Source organism: Pseudomonas sp. 28 E 9 (genome assembly GCF_900004785.1).
Classification (GTDB): domain Bacteria; phylum Pseudomonadota; class Gammaproteobacteria; order Pseudomonadales; family Pseudomonadaceae; genus Aquipseudomonas; species Aquipseudomonas orientalis_A.
In genome coordinates this window covers 1-19,171 of record NZ_CVTK01000050.1, presented here as the reverse complement: position 1 = coordinate 19,171, position 19,171 = coordinate 1, and the positions used below count along the sequence as shown (strand labels likewise).

Here is a 19,171-nt window from a genome sequence, read left to right as displayed (position 1 = left end):
CGCTCCTACAAGGGCCGCGCACCCGATCACAAACCAAAGTTAGTCAACCAACAGGTGTAACAAGCTGGTTATACTTCGGTGACTGTACGAAATTGGATCAGGCCATGTCAGAAGTCGCCCTCGCTACAGCCCCACTGACCGCCCCGCCGGTCATTCGGGCGCTGCTCGCAAAGCTCGCCATTCCCTACACGGAAGTCATCGAACAGCCTGGCCTGAACCCTGCGCGAAAGGTCCAGGCGGTACTGCTCGAAGATGCTGTGGGCGAACTCATGGTGCTGTTCCCCCAGAGCCAGTTGCTCGACCTCAACCGCCTTACCGAACTCACCGGGCGCCGGCTTACCGCCGTGGCACCGGAGCGCGTTGAGCGCATATTGGGCAAACATGAACTGAGCCTGCTGCCGGGCCTGCCGCCACTCACCAGTTCGCCTTGCCTGTATGAAGGCAGCCTGCTCAACGAGTCGAGCCTGTTGGTGCATTCGGGCGAAGCCGGGCTGCTGCTGGAAATCGCCAGCGAGCACTTCAAGACCATGCTGACCAAGGCCAGCGCCGCGCAGTTCGGCGAGCCACTGAGCAAGATTCGCCCCAACCTCGACCGCCCCAATGATGACCGCGAGGAAATCACCCAGGCGATGCAGGCCTTCACCGCCCGCCGTATTCAGCAACGCCTGGAAGCGACCATCGAGATCCCGCCGCTGGCCGATACCGCGCAGAAGATCATCAAACTGCGCGTCGACCCCAACGCCACCATCGATGACATCACCGGCGTAGTGGAAACCGACCCGGCCCTGGCCGCCCAAGTGGTGAGCTGGGCAGCGTCACCCTACTACGCTTCGCCGGGCAAGATCCGCTCGGTGGAAGACGCCATCGTGCGGGTGCTGGGCTTCGATCTGGTGATCAACCTGGCGCTGGGCCTGGCCCTGGGTAAAACCCTGAGCCTGCCCAAGGACCGCCCGCACCAGTCCACGCCGTACTGGCACCAGTCGATCTACACCGCCGCCGTGATTGAAGGCCTGACCCGCGCCATGCCCCGCGCCCAGCGCCCCGAAGCCGGCCTGACCTACCTCGCCGGCCTGCTGCATAACTTCGGCTACCTGCTGCTGGCCCACGTATTCCCGCCACACTTCTCACTGATCTGCCGCCACCTGGAGGTCAACCCGCATGTGTGCCACAGCTATGTCGAGCAACACCTGCTCGGTATCAGCCGCGAACAGATCGGTGCGTGGTTGATGCGCTACTGGGACATGCCGGACGAGCTGTCCACCGCCCTGCGCTTCCAGCACGACCCCACCTATGACGGGCAGTACGCTGAATACCCGAACCTGGTATGCCTGGCCGTGCGCCTGTTGCGTAGCCGGGGGATTGGGTCCGGGCCGGATGAGGCGATTCCGGATGCGCTGCTTGAGCGCCTGGGCTTGAGCCGTGAGAAGGCTGAGGAAGTGGTGGGCAAGGTGCTGGACGCGGAAGTGCTGCTGCGCGAACTGGCCTCCCAGTTCAGTCAGGGCTGAATCGGTAGCCTGTAAAACCTATCGGGGGCAAGCCCCCTCCCACATTTGATCGCGTTCCGGCCTTGGAATATGGCCGTTTGTGGGAGGGGGCTTGCCCCCGATAAATCCAACTTGGTCTCCCTGAAAGCCTACTTCTTTTTCTGCGGCTTGGCTGGCGCAAAGCCAAACAGCTGTCCGTTCGGCCAGGTACTGGGAAAACAGAAGCGTCTTACAAGGCGTTGAGGTTGCCCCTAGGACACTCAATCTTTAGTCTCCGTACACCGCTGCACACGCAACGGTCGGGCGTCGCGGCCCGGATTGATTAAGCATTGCCTCCTTTCAGTTGACGCTTTTTTATCGTCTACTGTGCGGCGCTATGGTGGCTGTGCGCGGGATACCTTCTGGTATGCCGGCTTCCTTAATCTCCGGTCCGCGAACCTGCGCACAGCTGCCACCCTCCATCGCATCGCGGCGATCAGTGGCAGCTCCACCTGGATTAAGGAACTTCACAATGATCAAACCCACCCCAAATCCCCCCATGCGGCTATTTACCGTGGCCGATGGAATCAGCACTGAAAATCTGTTGGTCAACCTCAGCGAAACACTCGCCTCGGCCAATGCGCTGAGTTGCGACCTGGCCTTTGACCTTGAAGGACCGAAACGAGAGGAACTGCTGGGCGTTACGCAGTTAATCGAACTGGCACAGTTGCTGGCTGATCGAGTAGTCACTGTCTCGGCTCAAGTAAACCCGTGAGATGACGGGCACAGAACCTGTTGTGTCTGGGTAGCCTGTGAGGACGCTATCGGGGGCAAGCCCCCTCCCACATTTGACCGGGTTCCAACTGTGGAATGCGGGCGAATGTGGGAGGGGGCTTGCCCCCGATGAATCCAGCTCGGTCTCCCTGAAAGCCTACTTCTTTTTCTTCGGCTTCAAATACTTGGTCAACCCCTGGAACCAGATCACCAGCGCCGGGTTGCCCTTGATCTGGATCGACTTGTCCTGAATCCCCGTCATGAACGCCAGTTGTTTGTTCTTCGCCTGCATCGTGGCAAAGCCGTAGGCGGCATCCTTGAATGCAATCGCGAACGCCGGCGTCAGGTGTACGCCCGAGTGGCTGGTGATGCGCTGGTCTTTGACGATGAAGTGACGGGCAACCTTGCCGTCGAGGGTCTGCAACTGGAAGGCCAGGTCTTTGTCACCCAGCTGCTGCTGAAAGGCGGGATTGGTGCGACTGGCTTTGCCCATCATCAGGCCCAGCACCCACAGGAGAAGACGAAATTTCATGCACACGGCCTCGGTGTAATTATTGAGTGGCCGCAGCAGTGTAACGATTTGCAAAGAGAACGCCACCGATCTCGCGCTTTAGCGGGAGATCGGTTGGCGTTTAACGCTTATAGCAACATGTTGCTTAAACGTTAGGGCAAGGCACCGGCGCCCAGTCGGCCAGGTTTGGATCGCGGCAGCTGCCTTCGAGCTGAGCCTTGCCGGCGCTGGCGACCTGCTTGCTTTCAGCTTGCTTGGCCTGCACGGTCTGGATGCTCTTCTCGGTGGTCACCGCTTCTTTTGGCACCACTGGCAGCACTTTCTTTTTCGGCGGCTTGACGACTTTCTTGCCTTTGGCCGGCGGCGCGACCTGTGTGGTGTCGGCAGTGGCGACGGTGACCACGTCGTTACGCTGCACACCCACTTGCTGCAGGTCTTTCTCGTAGGCCTGGGTGTAGTTGTTCAGGTCTTCGCTGGCTTTGCCGTTGACCGCAACGATCAGGTCGTTGGATTCCTTCAGGCCTGCCACGATTTCCGCCAGGCGCTTGCGGCCTTCGGTGTCGTTGACGGTCTTGGCCTTGCGGTCTGCCACCAGCTTGGTGAATGCGCTCTGGTAGCACTGCTGCGAAGCCTTGGCATAGGCGGTGCTGCGGTCGATGTCGGAGGCGCTTTTGTTGAAGTCGGTGGAGTAGGAAGCGATGCGCTGGTTGTCATCGGCGATCTGCTTCTGACGCTCGGTGTAGTAGCCCGCCGCGCCGCCCGCCAGGGCACCGCCCGCTGCGCCGATAGCCGCGTTACGGCCGCGCTTTTCCTTGTCGCCGGTCAGGGCGCCGAGCAATGCACCACCGGCCGCGCCGATCGCGGCACCGGTCACGACCGACTTGGTCATGTTCGAGTCGGTGGCGCGCAGGTGCTGCACCGGCTCGTAGCAGTTCGGGTAGTACTCGACCTTGGTGCTCGACGCGACCTTGGACGCAGGCGACGTAGCGCAACCGGTCAGCACGGTGCTGAAACCGGCCGCGATCAGCAGCAGGTGACGCTTGGAAACCGACTTACGGGAAAAAAGCATAGGTGTGATCTCTATTAAGTTTGACTTGCCCAGCACGGCCCACCGCCGTCTGAGTCCCTTCCAAGCTCGCCGGACAGCCAACGATCAAGACCGCTGACCGCTTGCTGCGAGCAATTCCTTCAAGATCGTTGCCGGGTCGGCCCGCTGTTGCTTGCGGTAGTTGCCGACATGGCGAACGAACAGTGTTGCGCGCGTCACCAGGCTCTTGCCGAGCACCGGCTTGCGATCCAACTCTTCCTTGATCCGTTGAAACTGGGCCTGGATCACCGCATCGGTGTAGCGCGTGCCGGTGGCCAGGTTGTCGATATAAATCGCCACTGCGCCATCCAGCGCGCTGCGCCCATTGGCAATGGCCATGTCGAATAACTGCGCGCTGGCCGTGTCCTTGTTATCCACAGCCTGCTGGCGACTTTTCTGCAGGTTGGCCAGGCGGATGTTGTAGTTGCTGATGGTCTCGGCCACCAAGGCAGCGGACTGGATCAGGTTGCCCGCCGCCTCTTCGCGCTGCTGGGCGATCAGCGAAACGTTGCGCTTGAGTTCTTCGTTGACCAGTCCCAGTTCGGCTTGCAGCTTGGGATCGACGCTGGCGGCGATGATGCTGTCCAGGCGCTTGGTCGGGTCCTGGGCGTCGTCGATGGCGTCGGTCAGCGAGGCGAGGCGACCTTCTTTCTGCCACTGGGCGAACAGTTCCTTGTAGCGCGAGCGCGGCGCCGACAGCGCGCCAATCGCCACGCGAAACCCGGTGGTCTCGTTGCTTTGCTCGGTGCCGTCGGCGGCAAACAGCGGGTACTCGCGACGCATGCCGGTGAACAACGTGCCTTCACCCTCCAGGTAATTGCCGCCCTTGACCACGAAGCCGCCATAGGTGCCCTGGCGGCGCCCGGCGTGCACCAGCTGGAAGGATTCCTGGACCATTTCCGCAGCGTTGCCGATCACGTCGAACATACCGATCGGGTTGGGCAATTTGGTGCCGATGGGCATCAGCCGTGCGGCCTGCCCGGTGCCACCGGCGACCTGGTTGAACACGGCGTAATCGCCCAGTGGCCCGTCGCTTTCGCTGCCCTCGACGCGGCGTGGAAACAGGCGCCCTTCCAAGTCCTGGCGACTCACCGCCTGGCCACCGCGCGCGGCGAACTCCCATTCCACTTCGGTGGGCAGGCGCACAAAGCCCAGGCCGCCGTCGTCGGCCGAGTCACCGCGACCGCTCACCGGCAGCAACTCGCGGTGGTATTTCATCAGCCAGGCGCTGTACACCGCCGAGAAACGCTCGGCCTCGAAACGCGACAATTTCACTTTGGGCAAACGCCCGGCCATGCCCTCAGGCGCATCGCAGGCCGGGGCCGGCTCGCCGCTGGCCAGGGACTGAGCCTGGGACATCACCTGGGCGTACTGGCGGGCCGTCACTTCGTACTTGCCGATGAAATACAGCATCGGCTTGAGGGGAGTCTTGGCGTCGGTTTTCGGCATCAGCGGCGCGATGACCTTGTTCCAGTCCTTGGGCAGATCCTTGAGGGTGAACTGGCCGTTGATGAAGTCGCGCCGGTAACCGGAAATAAACGACTGCTGGTAGCCCGCCTCGCCTTCGGCAAAGGGATAGCCGAGGCTGACCTCGCGGTCGTCCAGGGTGCCCTGGGCCAACACATAGGCGTAGCGAAACACCATCTGGCCTTCGCACGGCAGCGGCAGGCTCACGTCGTCCGGCAACGGCTTGGGGTTGTCGAGCTTGTCGCTTGCCTCATCGGCCCAGGCCAGCGAGGCCAGGCTCAGCGCCACACAGGCGCCCAGTAACTTAAACATCTCTGATTCCTTCAGAAGCCTGGATACGCGCCACTCGCCAACCCCCACAGGCCGCCGCCACGGCGCTGACGCCGAGCGCGGCAGCCAGGGCCAGGCCGTAGTGACGCGCCAACAGATGACTGGCGTATTCGCCCGGCACCTGCACGAATAATCGGTTCAAACCCGCCTCGGCCAGGCCATACAGCCCGGCACTGAGCAGCGCGGCAACACTGGCGCTGTAGAGCGCCTGCAGCACCACGAACAGCAACAGCGCGGCCGTGGAAAACCCCAACAGGCGCAACACTGACAACTCCCGACGCTTGCGCGCCACCGCCGCCAACGCGCCGGCGAAGGTCGCCGCAAACGCACCGGCCAAAGCCAACCCGCAGATGATCCAGAAGACCACCGACAGGTTGCGACTCAACGACTGCACCTGGGCGATGGTCTGCGCCTGGGTCGACACCAGCAGATGCTGCCCGGCGAAATACAGGCGCAGCGGCTCCACGTCAGTGAGTCCGCGCGCATACAAGCGAAACGCCGGGTACACCCGCTGCTCACCCACCACCACGGCGTCACCCTCCCACCCCAACGCCTGCACGGCGCGACCATCGCGATAATCTTCCACAGCCTCCAGCAACGCCAGGTCCGCAAACAGCCCGTCACGGGCAAAGGCCTCCAACGGCAATACCGCGCGCACCTGCACCCGCGTCCGCTGGGTCTCGACGCGCCCCGCCAGTTGCCGCGCAAAGCGCGTCTCCAGCCAGTCGCCGGGCCGCGCCGCGAGCTTCTCGGCGGCGGTATGACTGAGCACGATCTGGTCCAGGCCCTCAGGGATCGGCAAGCCGGCCAGCAGCGGGTCACCCGGCGCGGTCGGCAGCATTTCCAAAACCAGGGCACCCACTTGCGCGGTCGCCGCAATCTGCCGCGTACGCGCTATGGCAAACGCTACATCGTTGCGCTGGCTTAGCTGCTCGACGAAAGCGCTGCTGAATCGACCGCCGCCCAACGGAATAATTTCACGGGTCGCGGGGTCGGTCTCCAGGCGTTGGGTCAAACTGCCAACCAGTCCAAATTTCAGGCCAAATAACACCAGCAACGGCGCGATGACCGCCACCAGCGCCAGCACCGAACAGGCCGACAGCCACGCATCGTTGCGGTAGTCCTGCCAGGCAAGGGACGCCACCAGGCCGATGCGCATCAGCAGGCCTCCCCGAGCGTCGCGGTGACACCGCCATCGGCATCGCGACGGCAACCGATGCGGCGCACCTGCAAGCCGCTGGCGCGGGCCAGGGGTTCATCATGGGTGGCGATCACACAGGCGGCGCGGTGTTCACGGGCCTGGGCCAGCAGGGCTTGCATCACGCGCTCGGCATTGAGCGGGTCCAGGGACGCCGTCGGCTCGTCGGCCAACACCAGTTGCGGTGCATGGGCCAGGGCGCGGGCGCAGCTCACGCGTTGGCGCTGGCCCACCGACAGCGCCGCCGGACGCTTGTGCAGTTGATCGCTGATTTGCAATTGCTCGGCCAGGCGCGCCACGCTGCCGTCGTCCTTCAAACCCAGCAACTGCCGGGGCAAGCCAATATTGCCGCGCACATCGAGAAACGCCAGCAGCCCGCCGGTTTGCAGCACATAGCCCAGATGCCGGCTGCGCAACTGGGCCAGGTCGGTTTGCCGGTCGGCGCGCCACAACCCATCAATGTCGACTTGGTTGAATTCGAACTGCCCGATCCGGTCCGGCGCCAGCACCAGCGCCAGCATGTCCAGCAAGGTGCTCTTGCCGCAGCCGCTGGGCCCGACAATCGCCAGTTGCTCACCCGCGCGCAGGTGCAGCGCCGGAATTATCAGGCTGTAGCGCTGGCTGCCGACGCCCCGGCTCTTGTGCACCGCGTTCAGGCTCAGCATCACGGCAGCGTCGACAACGGCACGCGGTACAACGCATCGCCCGGCTCGGCATCGCCGAACCGCACCCAGTTGGCCAGGTCGTTGTGGAAGGTCTCGTAGAGACGGATTTTCGAATCCAGCTCGTCGATAAAATCCTCCTGCTCGGCCACGCTCAACGACAACCACAGGTCCTGGGTCATGTTCAGCGATTTGCTGCGGTACGGCAGCCCCTCCAGGTACTCGCCCAACAGGCCGCCGTCGGCCAGGTTGCCGCCCTTGCGCAGGGCTTGCGGGTCACGGCTCATGTAGGCCGAGGCGCTGGCGATTTCCTGGAAGAAGTCCTTGGGCGAGCTTTGGGTCTTGCGCGCCGCATCGACGATCAACTTCAGCGACTGTTGCAGGTCGTTGAGTTGCAGCTTGGTCAGCATCACGCACACCTGGAACGCCGGCAGCGCCGGGTTGGTCAGGTCGCGGTCGGCGGTCCAGGCGCTGACCAGTTGCGGCGCCTGGCTGGCGGTCTTGCGGCCGAGGAAGTCCATGTGCATGGCATAACCGACGGCTGCGGATTTGTCCGCCAGGCTCGGCGCGGCACTGAGTAACGGCACCGGCTGCGGCGTGTTGCTGCGCACCTGATGCACAAGGTTGGCGAACACCGTGCCGATCTCATCGACGCGCTCGCCCAGCTTGCGCACATCACCGCCCGGCACGGGGGTGTACAGGTCGCCGATCTGCGGGTTGGCGTCGGCGGTCAGCACGCGATACTGGCTTTCGGCGCCGGCATGGGTTTTCTTGCCCGCATCGGTGCGCAGATGCAGCGCGTAGATCTTGATCTGCTTGCCCAGCGCCGCCTGGCGCACTTCGGCTTCGTTCATCTGGGTGGCCGCGAACGGGTCGTTCTTGCGCAGCGCGCCGGCATCGGAGACCAGCAGGATGATGCGCCCGCCGTAGCCGGACCAGTCCATGCCGTCCACCGCCTGCATCACCCCGGCAAACGCGTCTTCGTTGAACGAGTGGCTGGACACTGTCGAGGCCTTGACCTGCCGCGCCAGGTCGAGGAAACGCTGCGGATCACGGCCCTGATCAAGCGTGATCAGGCTTTTGGCCACGTATTCCAGGCCGGGGGTTTTCTTGATGCTGTTGCGAAAGCCGACCAGGCCGAAGCTGACGCTGTCCAACTCGCCGCGCTCGGCGATGCGCGTTTGCAGTTCGTGGACCACATCGCGCACCTGGTCGATATACGGCTGCATCGACACGGTGGTGTCGACCACCAGCACCACGGCGGTACGGAAGGCGTCGGCATGGGCACTGATTGCGGGCGTCGAAGGCTTGGCGACTGCGCTGCTGCCAGGGTCGATGGACGCCACGTTGAGCAGCTGCACCGGCTGGCCGTTTTCGTCGAAGCTCTCTCTGGAATCAAAAATCGGCAACAGGTAGAACTGGTTTTGCGGCACCGCGCTGGCGGTGGGTTCCAGGGCCAGGACTTGCTGGTTGTCCTCGCGGTTGTTCTGCGCCCTGGCCAACGCGCTTTTCGCCGCAGCCGGATCGGCCAGCAGTTTTTCCACCTCGCCGGACTGGCGCAGGAACATCACTGGCGCGCGCCCCGAGCGTTCGGTGAATTTCAATACCAGGCTTTGTTTCCAGTCGCTGACCTGGGCGGCCGGCAGCCAACCGTCGCTGCGCCCGTCGGTGGCGGCGCCGATACGTACCCAAGGGCTGCCGTCGATATCCTTGCGCTGGTACACATAAAGCACCGAAAACGCTGGCAAGGCTTTGCCCGGCGCGCTGCCCGCCTCGTTGGAAAGCTTGGCGCCGGGCTTGCTGAGCACGCGCTGGAACAGGGTTTTCTTGCCCGCCATCAGCAGCGGACGCTGGCCGCCATCGGCCACCGCGACGGCCGCTGCCGGCACCGCTTCAGGCACCTTGTCAGGCACCACGGCAGCGGGCGGCTTGACCGGTTCGTCGGCGCCGCTCAACCACCAATAGCTGGCACCACCGATGGCCATTGCCACCGCAACCGCCACGGCGGCCAATGCCAACACTGGCCCACGGCGCTGTTCGGACGGGGCGTTGTGCTGCGTTGGCGTCACGACCGGTTGGCGCACTATCGGCTGCGGCTGCGGTTTGTCAGTGGGTATGTCGACGGTGACAGGCGTGATGCCCGCCAAGTCAAAACTCAGCGGGATCGGCAGCGGCCGTACCAAGGTGGCCTCCGACGAGTCCGCCGGCAGGTTGTCCAGGGCCCGCAGTAATGCGTCGGCATCCGGATAACGCTCCGCCGGGTCCTTGGCCAACAACTTGCGCAGCACCTCCTGGTAACGGCCGTGGTGCACCGGCAATTCCGGCAACGGCTCAGTCAGGTGCGCGAGCGCCGTCGAAAGCGCATCGGTTCCACGGTAAGGCAGCTCGCCGACCAGAATCTCGTACAGCACCACGCCCAGCGCATACAGGTCGGCGCGACCATCGATCTCCTGGCCGCGTGCCTGTTCCGGGCTCATGTAGCTCGGCGTGCCCACGGCGAAGCCGGCCTGGGTGAACTGGGTGCGGTCGTCCAGGGACTTGGCGATACCGAAGTCCGACAACACCGCCGTGCCATCGGCGCGGAACAGGATGTTCGCCGGTTTCACATCGCGGTGCACCAGCCCCTGGTCATGGGCATAACCGAGCGCCGAGGCAATCTGGCGGATCAGCGTCACGCCCTGCTCCGGGGTCAGCCCGGCGGCAATGCGCTCTTTGAGCGTACCGTTGGGCAGGTACTCCATGGCCATGTAATACAGCTCGCCGACATTGCCGATGTCATGGATGGTCACCGTGTGCGGGTGCGACAGGCGCGCCAGGGTCTTGCCCTCGCGCAGGAAGCGTTCGCAGAACGTCGGGTCGGCCGCCAGGGCCGCCGCCATCACCTTCAACGCCACCTTGCGTTCCAGCGAGCGCTGGGTCGCCAGGTAGACGTTGGCCATGGCGCCTTCGCCGATCTCGCCTTCGATGACATAGCCCGGGATCTCGATCTTCATGAGGAGACCTTCACAACGATCGTGGTGATGTTGTCCGGCGCGCCGCGATTGAGCCCCAGGTGCACCAGGCTGCGCACGATTTCATCCGGTGCGTCGTGGCCGAGCACTTCGCCAATCTCATGATCCTCGACGGTCTTGGTCAGGCCGTCGCTGCACAGCAGGTAGCTGTCGCCGGGGGCGATCAACAGCTCCACCGACGCCACGTCCAGTTGCGCTTCCACGCCCACCGCGCGGGTGACGATATTGGCCCGTGGGTGCACGCGGGCATCCGCTTCGCTGAGCAGGCCGCTGTCTTGCAGGTCCTGCACGTAGCTGTGGTCGCGCGAGAGGCTTTCCAGCTCACCGTCGCGCAGGCGATACAGGCGACTGTCGCCGGCCCACAGGCACACTCCGCGCAAGCCGCGCGCGGCCAGCACCACTACGGTGCTGCCCATCATGGTCACGCCACGGTTGGCGGTTTCTTCACGTACCGCCGCATTGATGCGGATCAGGTCGTTGCGCAAGGCGGCCGCGTATTCGTCAAGGGAGCGCCCCACCGGGACAGCGCGCAGGCTGTCGACGATCAGGCTGCTGACGTAATCCCCCGCTGCGTGCCCGCCCATGCCATCGGCCACCACCCACAGGCGGTTCTCCGGCAGCTCCAGGCACGCATCTTCGTTGACCTGGCGGACCATGCCCACATGGCTTTTGCTCGCGGATTTGTAAGTCGCCCCCATCTACACCACACCTTCTTGTCCGAGCAGAAACTGCGCAAAATCGCTGGCGGCAGGCAAGCCCTGACACCGTAATAAACCGGGAGAAATACGCTGCGAACCGCGTCCCCACCACAGGCTGGCACCTTCGCAGGCTTGTTCGGCCAGCGCGGTCATGCGCCCGTGGGGCACGGTGGCGACCACGCGCTGCAGGCCGGCGAAACGGCTGTCGACCGCACGCGGCTCACTCGCCGGAACGCCCAGGGCGTCGAGGCCGGCGTTGAAGTTTTCGAAGGTAGCGCCACTGTCCAGGGTGCTGAGCAACAGCTCTTCGGCCTGCTCAAACCAGGCATCCGGCCCGCCGACCAGAGACGCGGGGTTGGTGTCGTGGTCGAGCAACACCACCACGGCCAGCGGGAAATACCGCCCGACCCGGTCGATACTCGGCATCACCACACCTGCCGCCGCATCCGGTCCGCACACCCCGGGCGCCAATACAAAGCGCCACAGCGGGCTGACCAGGTAAGCGTTGAGCCAGTCACCGCCCAGGCTGTTCTGGCTGGCGAGCAGCCCCGCCGCCAGCCAGCTGTCCCAGGGGCCGATAAAACTCTGGGGCAAGGCGCGGCTGACAAAGTCACCGCGACTGGCCAACTTGCCGTAGAAACCCAGCGTCGTCATAGCCGCTCCGGCAGGCTGAAGCCGCTGAGCACGCGGCTCTTGAACGGGTTGAAGGCGCTGTTGGCGCGCAACTCGTAAGCGATGCTCGCGCCGTCGACGCGCAGGCGCAGGTTGAAACGGTCCGGCGAGTTGCCGGGGGTGAGGTCCGATTGCTCCAGCAGGCGGAACCAGGCCCACGGGCCGTCCAGCGTCACACCGGAACGCCCGCTGGCCGACGGCGGCATGATGGAAATACGCACCACGCCAATGCTGCCGGGGTTCGGCCATTGCATCGCCACCGCGCGGCTCGGGCCGTGGTCGTAGCTCAGTTGCTGGCCGTCGAGGTCCAGCAGGAATTGGGTGATGGTCGGGTCCATCGACACCGGCTTGAGTTCGAAGCGCACCACAGGTTGCGTGCCCCCGGACCTGAAGAACGCATCACGAATAGCCGCCGCGCGCTGGAAGGTTTGCAGCACGCCCGGCGCGATACCGAGCTTCTGCGCCGCGCCCGGCTGCCAGCGCCAGGTCTGCGCCGAGGTGTCCACATAGGGCTGCAGGTACTTGCGGAAGTAGTTATCCATCACCCCGCCGACGCCGAAGAACTGGCCGAAGTCATCCAGGGTCGCGTCCCGCGCACTGCCGGGCGACATCGGGTAGCGCCCGGCCAGGGACTGGCGATACACGTTGACCACTTCGCTGGCCCAGGCCGCGTTCAGCTGGTTACGCACCCCGCCCATCATGCTGTTGGTGGTGGAATTGACCACCGACTTGACCATGCCCTGCACCAGCGGCGGTTGGCGCTCGGCATTCAGGCTGACCCGCGTGGCCGCAGCCGCCGCCTGGTTCTTCGCTTCGCCAAGCAACGCATCGCCGCTGGCACCGACCATTGCACTGACCTGCACATACAGCGCATTCATATCCGCCAGCAGTCCGTCGATAGCCGCCGGCTCGCCCTCGTTTTTACTGACGATACTGTTGAGTTCGGCAAAGTGCGCGGTGACCGGATCATCCGCCGCTGCGGGCGCGTTGGCGCTCGGTTGCTCCTGGCCCAGCAGGCTGCCCAGACGCTCCTTGAGCTTGTCGACGCCGCCCTCCACCGGCACGCCCTTGGCGGCCAACTGGCGTTCTTCGGCCTGCAGGTCGGTTTCCCTGGCCACTGCCACCAACAGTTTCTTCAATGGCGAAGTGGGGCCGGAAATCACCCGCAGCACATCGGCCGCCTGGGCCACGCTGGTGATCGGCACAAAGTCGATGTCGGCGAGCAACGCGTCCCACTGGCGCTGATAGTCCTGGAAATACAGGCGGCGCACATCGGCGGCCAGGCTCACCACGTTCTGCTGGTCGGCCTGTGCCTGGCCCAGTACCCACTGCTCTTCAGCCAGGGTGCCGGTCTGGTTCAGGCTGCTCAGCAAGAACGCCTGGCGATAGCCCTTGGCGGTGAAAAACCCGCTCAACGGCTCGCCCAACGGCTTGCCGCTCTTGCGGCTGAACACCAGCGCGGCATCACGGCCGGCCGCTTCGTTGAGGCGAAAGTCCGGTACCCCTTCAGGCAGTTTCTGGCGCTTGACCCGGTCGTAGACACGCTGGGCCACCGGCAGTTGTTGCAGTTGGCGGCGCAGGTCGTCGATCAGGCGTGGGTCAAGACGCGCATTCGGTGGATGACGGTCAAACAGTGCCTGCAAGTGCTCGGTCAAGGCCTGGCGCTGATCGGCCGGCAGGTCGCGTGGCAGGTTGCGGTCCCAGTCGAGGGCGATCCAGGCCTTGATGAAGTCCGGGTCGTAATGCTCATTGTCGGCCAGCATCAGGTAGGCCTTGAGGCCTTCGTAGAGGAAGTCCGAGTTGCCGCCGCCGTGCAGTTGCTCTTCGATGCGCGTGACCAGGCGCGGCGCGAAGACCGCGATCAGCAACTTGCGATAGACGCTTGCAGATTCGGCTTCGAGCATGTTGCCCTGGTACAGCCCCAGCCCTTCGGACCAGCTGGGCGAATCCCCGGCCAGGTGCTTGACCGCGTTGAGCAAGGGCAGCACGGCCACTACGTCACGTTGCGCCGGGCTCAGGTTCTGCACGGTCTGGCCCAGGGGTGCGACCTTCTGATCGACCTGGGCGATATACGCCTGGTTGGCGCGATAACTCACCCACCACAGGCTGCTGACCACCACCACCAAGGCCACCGTCGCCGCGAGGACACCCCGGGCGAGCCACTTGCGGCGACGCTCGACTTTCGGGTTCACCCCGACCAGGCCTCGTTCGGCAAACGCCACGGCGGTGAAGAGTTTTTCGATGAAGTAACTGCGCCCGGTGCCGCTCTGGCGCGCCAGGTGCTGGCGGTCCAGGTTCATGCTCTGGGCCATGGTGCCGATCAGCCGGTCAATCGGGCTGCCTTCCTGGGTGCCGCTGGTGAAGTACACGCCGCGCAGCAGCACGCGCTCTTCAAAGGCATTGGGTTTGAATACGCCCTCGAGGAAACTCTGCAGGCAGTCCTTCAGTGCGCCGAATTGCTGCGGAAAACCGTAGATCAGGTCGCGCCGCGCCGGGTCGCGCTCCTGTTGCAGGCGTTCGACCAGTCGTTCGTTGAGGCGATGTTCCAGACCGGCGAATTCGCTTTGCAGGTGCACCAACGGGCTGTCGCTGTGCTTGCCGTCGTCCAGGGCAAAGGTCATGCCCCACACCTGGGCGCGCTCTTCCTTGCTCAGGTTGTCGAAGAACTCCATGAAACCCGGCACCAGGTCGAGCTTGGTCAGCATCAGGTAGATCGGGAAACGCACGCCCAGTTGGGTATACAGCTCCTGGATGCGCAGGCGAATCGCAGCGGCATGGGCGGCGCGCTCGGCGTCTGTACCCAGCAGCAAGTCCGACAGGCTGATGGCGATGAAGGCGCCGTCGATGGGTCGACGCGAGCGCTGTTTTTTCAGCAGGTCGAGAAAGCCCAGCCACGCGGCTTTATCCACTGTGGAGTTGCTGTCCTGGGTGGTGTAGCGCCCGGCGGTGTCGAGCAGCACGGCCTGGTCGGTAAACCACCAGTCGCAGTTGCGCGTGCCGCCGACGCCGCGCACCGCACCGGCGCCCAGTTGCGCCGCCAGCGGGAAGTGCAGCCCGGAATTGACCAGTGCGGTGGTCTTGCCCGAACCCGGCGGGCCGATGATCACGTACCACGGCAGCTCATACAGATTGCGGCGTTCGTCGCCGCCGAGCTTGGCTTTCTTGAGCAGCGTCAGGGCTTCGTCCATGCGCTGGCGCAGGGTCGAGAGCTCTTCGGCGGTGGCCACGCTGTTGGGGTCGGCCGGGGTTTCGGCGGCCAGGCTGCGCATCACTTCGGCGGCCTGGCGGCGGGCCTGGATGATGCGCAACACGCGGTAGGCAATCCACAGCGCGAACACCAGGATGATCAGCGCCCAGCGGCGTCCCTCGGGCACCAATACGTCGAGCAACGGCCCGACAAACCAGATGATCAGGCCCAGGGCGATCAACCCCAGTACGGGGATCACCCAGCGAATCATGAAACTGAAAAACGCCTTCACTCGACGCCCTCCGCCAATACGGTGATTTCAACCCGGCGATTGCGGGCACGGCCTTCGGCAGTACTGTTGGTCGCCAACGGCTCGGTGTCGCTGCGGCCTTCGGCGCTGAAGCGGTCACCTTGGCCGGTCTTGGCCGCCAGAATCTCCAGCACCGACTTGGCCCGCGCTTCGGACAGCGCCCAGTTCGACGGAAAGCGCAACGTCGCAATCGGACGGTTGTCGCTGTGACCGGTGACGCGCACCTGGCCCTTGACCTTGCGGATGGCGTCAGCGATACGCAGCATCAGCGGCTGGTAGTCGTCGACAATGCTGGAACTGGCCGAGGCAAACAGTTCATCACCGCGAATCGTCACCACGGAACGATCGACTTTGTCCTCGACTGCAACGCGGCCGGCCTTGATGTCTTCAGCCAGAAAACCGGCCAGGCGCGGCCGCTCGATCACTTTCGGTTGCGCCACCGGACGGTCGATGGCCTGCACCGGAATCTCGCCCAGGGCATGGATATTCTTGAACACCGGCTCCGCATCCGAGGCCAGTTTCATGCGCAGGCCAAACAGCAACGCCAGCAGCAGCGCCAGGCCGATCGCCACGGCGATCCACGGCGGCATGAATTGCGCCAGGCGATCCCGCGCCACGGTCACGCCGCGCCAGTGCGGCGACAGCTCACGCTCGTGTTCGCCACGGGCACTGCGAATCGCGGCGGCAGTGCGCTCGCGCAAGGCTTCCAATTGACTGCGCCCGTCGTTCATCACGCGGTAGCGGCCCTCAAAACCCAGGCACATGCACAGGTACAGCAGCTCCAGCAGGTACAGGCGCTCCCGTGGGCTTTGCAGGCAATGGTCGAGCAGTTGGAAGACCTTTTCACCGCCCCAGGCTTCGTTGTGCACGGTGATCAGCAAGCTCTGTTTACCCCAATCGCTGGTACTGCCCCAGGGCGTACTCAGCACGGCTTCGTCGAGGGCGGTGCACAGCGCGTAACGCGCCAGCAGCACCTCGTTGCGTGCCACGCCGGCGGCTTCGGCGCGCTCTTCGAACTGGCGCAGATAGGCCAGCAATTGCGCGCGCAAACTGGCCGGCGCCGGGTGCGCGATGGTGTTGCGCAACCGCGTCAGCAAGGCCAGCAAGGGGCCGGCGGCACTTTCCAGCGGGTTGAGGCCCTGGCTTTTGCCGGTGAGCATCGGCGCGGCCGGCATCGATAAGGGTGCAGGTTCCGCGCGCGCAGGTTCGGGGGCTCGGCCGCCCGGGCGCGGCATGAACTGAGTGCGGTCATCATCATTGGGATGCATCGCGGATTATCCTCGGATCGCCCAGAAGGCCAGGTTCAAACCCGGGAACTGCCCGGCGATGTGGAAGGCGAAACCACCGGAATTGCTCAACTGCTGCCAGTGCTCGCTGCCGCGGTCCAGCTCGTAATAGGTGCTGCCCGCGTGGTAGGGCAATTGGCGTGGCGCCACCGGCAATGGCAGCAGGCCGATGCCCGGCAATTGCAGGTTGACCATGTCGCGGATGTGCTCCACCGCGCCGACTTTGCTCTGCTGGCCGAAGCGCGCGCGCAGGGTTTCGCCGGGCACGTCGGCACGTACCACCAGGACGAAACTGGCGCTGTCGAGCAGAGTCTTGTCCGCCAGCATCGCCACATGGATACCGTAGGCTTTCTCCACAATCGGAATCGGCGTGGCCTTGCTGTCGATCAGCATCGACAGCGCCTCACGCAGGGCGGCCATGACCGGCGTGAAGCTCAGGGCCAGGTCGTCGTGCTGGTACTGCGGATATTCCTGGGGGCGGCGGCCAGAGGTGGAGAATGTCGAAAACTCACCGGCCAGGCTCACCAGCTCACTGAAGAAACGCTCCGGGTGCAACGGACTCAACTGGCTCACATGCTGGATCAGCGGCTGGGCGCGGTTGACCAGTTGCAGCAGCATGAAGTCGGCGATTTCCGATGCGCCACCGGCACCCGACGCGACCACGCGGCCGGCCAGGGCTTCGCCACGCTGGTGCAGCAGGCCAAGCAGTTCGCTGCGAAAGGCCGTCAGCGGTTTGCTCGCAGCTACATCCAGCACGGGCGGAATGTACGTGTCGTCGAGCACCAGTGCGCGGTCGGCGCGCTTTTCCTTGATGCGCACCAGCCCGATGGCGGCGTAGTCGCTGATGCCGTCCTGGGCGGTCAGCAGGCGCAGGGCGCGGGAACCCACGGCCACCGGCGCGCGGTTTTCGAAGGGCGCGTTGTCGTCGCGCACTTCGCGCACCTGGCTCACATAACGCGCGGCTTCCAACGCCTCGCCTTCCTCCACCGTGTCACGCGCACCGGCCCGCTTGAGCGGCAGGGCCAGGTACACCAGGCCGTCGCGCAAATTGTCGTCGATATTCAGCGGACTCGGCGCCAGATCGTCCTGGGGGATATTGAACGGCGTACCGTCAGGCAGCAGGCCACGGGCCGACACGATTGCCAGCTTGCCCTGGGCGAGCAGGCCCTGGTCGATCAGCAACTCGGAAAAACCCCAGGCACCCGCGGACAAAGGGCGGCTGCGGGCGTCGATCAGGTTTTCCAGGTAACGGTCATGCTGCTGGAAGTGCTGCGTTCCGATGAACATGCCTTCCGACCAGACCACGCGATTGTTCCAGGACATGGGGGCTCCGATTGCTTGTTATTGGGCTGGGCTGGAGGGGGTAGCCACGACGTCGGCGCGCACGGCACGCACATCGAGGCTGATCTGATATTCGCTGTATTGGCGTGGCGGCACGTTGATAACGGCGCGCCATTGCGCACGGTCCAGCTCGCGGTAGCCCACCAGCAGGCCGATCTGCCGGGTGGCCGGGTCAAGATCGCGCTGAATGCTCAGTTGCTGGCCGGGCTGGATCACCACTTCGTCCTGGTCCAGCAGGTCCAGGCCAAGGGTGGATTGCGCACGGTCAGCCAGGGCGAAGTAGTCGGAGCGCGCGAACGTCGCGGCGTTTTTCAGCTCGAAAATACGCACCCGCACCGGCGCGGGCTGCCCGCTGGCACCGGGGTTGAGCCCGGCGATCGCGTGAAAGTGCAGCTCGACGGCGGCCGTGTCCGCTTCAGCTTCGGCGGCGGTTTCGGGTTTGGTCGCGTCTTTGGCACACGCCGTCAGCAGCAGCGCGGTGGCGGCTGCAAGTAAAAACCTGGGAATCATCCTGCGTCCTCAATGACGTGTTTAGCTATCCGTTTTATCCATTACTGCGACGCGGTTCAGCGTCGCTGTCGTGCACTGTGCGCTTCGTAGGCCCGGCTGAATTCGCGGCCGAACAGGTCCTGGAAATCCTCCTGGGCCTCGCGGGAAATATTGCTGTAGAGCTCGGTGAATTGCTGCCAGTACTGGGCCTGGCGCGAGCCGTTGAAAATACTCGAGAGGCCACCGGGCTTGCCCATGCGTTCCTCCAATTGCGCCGGTTCAAAGCGCAGCAGCAAGTGCTTGAGCGCCGCTTCCACACCCGCCATCACGGCCAGTTGGTGCGCGCGCAGATCGTCGAAACTGTCACGCACGGCAGCGTCCGGGGCCATGAAGGCCGGGTTGCCGTGACGAAGCAGCAGCAGTAACGCTTCGTCGGCATTCGGAGCGAATTTCAACGGGTTGTTTTCGGCGGGGCGGATCATGGTTTGCTGCATGCGAAATTCGCCCTTGAGGCTGGTGCGGGCACGCAACACGTCGATCAGGCCTTCGACCATCAGTCGGTAGCTGCGGCCGATACTTTCCATCTGGGCGCAGGCATCGGCCCGATCCAGACGCAACTGATCGAGGCCGGCACCGCGCAGGAAGGCTTGCAAGAGGTCGGCGTGTGGCTGGGCGTCACCGGCGG

The 19,171-nt window shown here is 64.4% G+C and carries 15 protein-coding genes; 2 read left to right on the top strand and 13 right to left on the bottom strand.

The features are described from left to right. Nucleotides 1-104: 104 nt before the first annotated feature. Together BFQ00_RS16275 and BFQ00_RS16270 are read left to right on the top strand one after the other, a co-directional pair. Nucleotides 105-1,505 (top strand): aminoacyl-tRNA deacylase and HDOD domain-containing protein, encoded by a 1,401-nt coding sequence (locus BFQ00_RS16275; protein WP_065934120.1) that lies wholly within the window; start codon nucleotides 105-107, stop codon nucleotides 1,503-1,505. A gap of 490 nt (nucleotides 1,506-1,995) precedes the next feature. Further along, nucleotides 1,996-2,238 (top strand): DUF6124 family protein, encoded by a 243-nt coding sequence (locus BFQ00_RS16270; protein WP_065934119.1) that lies wholly within the window; start codon nucleotides 1,996-1,998, stop codon nucleotides 2,236-2,238. 156 nt (nucleotides 2,239-2,394) lie between these two features. On the opposite strand, the gene BFQ00_RS16265 is transcribed toward BFQ00_RS16270, so the two are convergent. From BFQ00_RS16265 to tagH, 13 genes are all read right to left on the bottom strand, one after another. Continuing rightward, entirely contained in the window at nucleotides 2,395-2,769 is a 375-nt protein-coding gene (locus BFQ00_RS16265) for a helicase (RefSeq protein ID WP_065934327.1), read from the bottom strand. A 124-nt stretch (nucleotides 2,770-2,893) separates the two neighbouring features. Continuing rightward, entirely contained in the window at nucleotides 2,894-3,817 is a 924-nt protein-coding gene (tagQ, locus tag BFQ00_RS16260) for a type VI secretion system-associated lipoprotein TagQ (RefSeq protein ID WP_065934118.1), read from the bottom strand. Between the two features lie 84 nt (nucleotides 3,818-3,901). Then, complete coding sequence (locus BFQ00_RS16255) at nucleotides 3,902-5,614, bottom strand: formylglycine-generating enzyme family protein (protein ID WP_065934117.1); 1,713 nt, start codon at nucleotides 5,612-5,614, stop codon at nucleotides 3,902-3,904. After that, entirely contained in the window at nucleotides 5,607-6,791 is a 1,185-nt protein-coding gene (locus tag BFQ00_RS16250; RefSeq protein ID WP_065934116.1) for an ABC transporter permease, read from the bottom strand. The genes BFQ00_RS16255 and BFQ00_RS16250 overlap by 8 nt, the downstream gene beginning before the upstream one ends. Then, a complete protein-coding gene (locus tag BFQ00_RS16245) occupies nucleotides 6,791-7,495 on the bottom strand; it encodes an ABC transporter ATP-binding protein (RefSeq protein WP_065934115.1) in 705 nt (234 codons plus the stop codon). The genes BFQ00_RS16250 and BFQ00_RS16245 overlap by 1 nt, the downstream gene beginning before the upstream one ends. Continuing rightward, entirely contained in the window at nucleotides 7,495-10,485 is a 2,991-nt protein-coding gene (locus BFQ00_RS16240; protein WP_065934114.1) for a serine/threonine-protein kinase, read from the bottom strand. The genes BFQ00_RS16245 and BFQ00_RS16240 overlap by 1 nt, the downstream gene beginning before the upstream one ends. Further along, the gene (locus tag BFQ00_RS16235) at nucleotides 10,482-11,201 is read right to left on the bottom strand and encodes a PP2C family protein-serine/threonine phosphatase (RefSeq protein WP_065893985.1); all 720 of its coding nucleotides are present in this window, start codon (nucleotides 11,199-11,201) and stop codon (nucleotides 10,482-10,484) included. The genes BFQ00_RS16240 and BFQ00_RS16235 overlap by 4 nt, the downstream gene beginning before the upstream one ends. Next, the gene (gene tagF / locus BFQ00_RS16230; RefSeq protein ID WP_065934113.1) at nucleotides 11,202-11,855 is read right to left on the bottom strand and encodes a type VI secretion system-associated protein TagF; all 654 of its coding nucleotides are present in this window, start codon (nucleotides 11,853-11,855) and stop codon (nucleotides 11,202-11,204) included. After that, nucleotides 11,852-15,352: a type VI secretion system membrane subunit TssM gene (gene tssM / locus BFQ00_RS16225; protein WP_065934112.1), complete on the bottom strand. Its 3,501-nt coding sequence runs from the start codon at nucleotides 15,350-15,352 to the stop codon at nucleotides 11,852-11,854. The genes tagF and tssM overlap by 4 nt, the downstream gene beginning before the upstream one ends. After that, complete coding sequence (locus BFQ00_RS16220; protein ID WP_065886925.1) at nucleotides 15,349-16,638, bottom strand: DotU family type VI secretion system protein; 1,290 nt, start codon at nucleotides 16,636-16,638, stop codon at nucleotides 15,349-15,351. Before BFQ00_RS16220 ends, tssM begins: the two co-directional genes overlap by 4 nt. A 6-nt stretch (nucleotides 16,639-16,644) precedes the next feature. Next, nucleotides 16,645-17,979, bottom strand: coding sequence for a type VI secretion system baseplate subunit TssK (tssK, locus tag BFQ00_RS16215; protein WP_065934111.1), 1,335 nt, complete (start codon nucleotides 17,977-17,979; stop codon nucleotides 16,645-16,647). Nucleotides 17,980-17,997: 18 nt separating this feature from the next. Continuing rightward, entirely contained in the window at nucleotides 17,998-18,507 is a 510-nt protein-coding gene (gene tssJ, locus BFQ00_RS16210; RefSeq protein ID WP_065934110.1) for a type VI secretion system lipoprotein TssJ, read from the bottom strand. Between the two features lie 56 nt (nucleotides 18,508-18,563). Next, a partial coding sequence (gene tagH / locus BFQ00_RS16205) for a type VI secretion system-associated FHA domain protein TagH (protein ID WP_139114998.1) occupies nucleotides 18,564-19,171 on the bottom strand: 608 nt, incomplete at its 5' end.

What these genes read in the sequence shown, in the direction of transcription:
- BFQ00_RS16275 (WP_065934120.1), top strand. Translation starts at nt 105, where the DNA reads ATGTCAGAAGTCGCCCTCGCTACAGCCCCACTGACCGCCCCGCCGGTC.
- BFQ00_RS16270 (WP_065934119.1), top strand. Translation starts at nt 1,996, where the DNA reads ATGATCAAACCCACCCCAAATCCCCCCATGCGGCTATTTACCGTGGCC.
- BFQ00_RS16265 (WP_065934327.1), bottom strand. Translation starts at nt 2,769, where the DNA reads ATGAAATTTCGTCTTCTCCTGTGGGTGCTGGGCCTGATGATGGGCAAA.
- tagQ (WP_065934118.1), bottom strand. Translation starts at nt 3,817, where the DNA reads ATGCTTTTTTCCCGTAAGTCGGTTTCCAAGCGTCACCTGCTGCTGATC.
- BFQ00_RS16255 (WP_065934117.1), bottom strand. Translation starts at nt 5,614, where the DNA reads ATGTTTAAGTTACTGGGCGCCTGTGTGGCGCTGAGCCTGGCCTCGCTG.
- BFQ00_RS16250 (WP_065934116.1), bottom strand. Translation starts at nt 6,791, where the DNA reads ATGCGCATCGGCCTGGTGGCGTCCCTTGCCTGGCAGGACTACCGCAAC.
- BFQ00_RS16245 (WP_065934115.1), bottom strand. Translation starts at nt 7,495, where the DNA reads ATGCTGAGCCTGAACGCGGTGCACAAGAGCCGGGGCGTCGGCAGCCAG.
- BFQ00_RS16240 (WP_065934114.1), bottom strand. Translation starts at nt 10,485, where the DNA reads ATGAAGATCGAGATCCCGGGCTATGTCATCGAAGGCGAGATCGGCGAA.
- BFQ00_RS16235 (WP_065893985.1), bottom strand. Translation starts at nt 11,201, where the DNA reads ATGGGGGCGACTTACAAATCCGCGAGCAAAAGCCATGTGGGCATGGTC.
- tagF (WP_065934113.1), bottom strand. Translation starts at nt 11,855, where the DNA reads ATGACGACGCTGGGTTTCTACGGCAAGTTGGCCAGTCGCGGTGACTTT.
- BFQ00_RS16220 (WP_065886925.1), bottom strand. Translation starts at nt 16,638, where the DNA reads ATGCATCCCAATGATGATGACCGCACTCAGTTCATGCCGCGCCCGGGC.
- tssK (WP_065934111.1), bottom strand. Translation starts at nt 17,979, where the DNA reads ATGTCCTGGAACAATCGCGTGGTCTGGTCGGAAGGCATGTTCATCGGA.
- tssJ (WP_065934110.1), bottom strand. Translation starts at nt 18,507, where the DNA reads ATGATTCCCAGGTTTTTACTTGCAGCCGCCACCGCGCTGCTGCTGACG.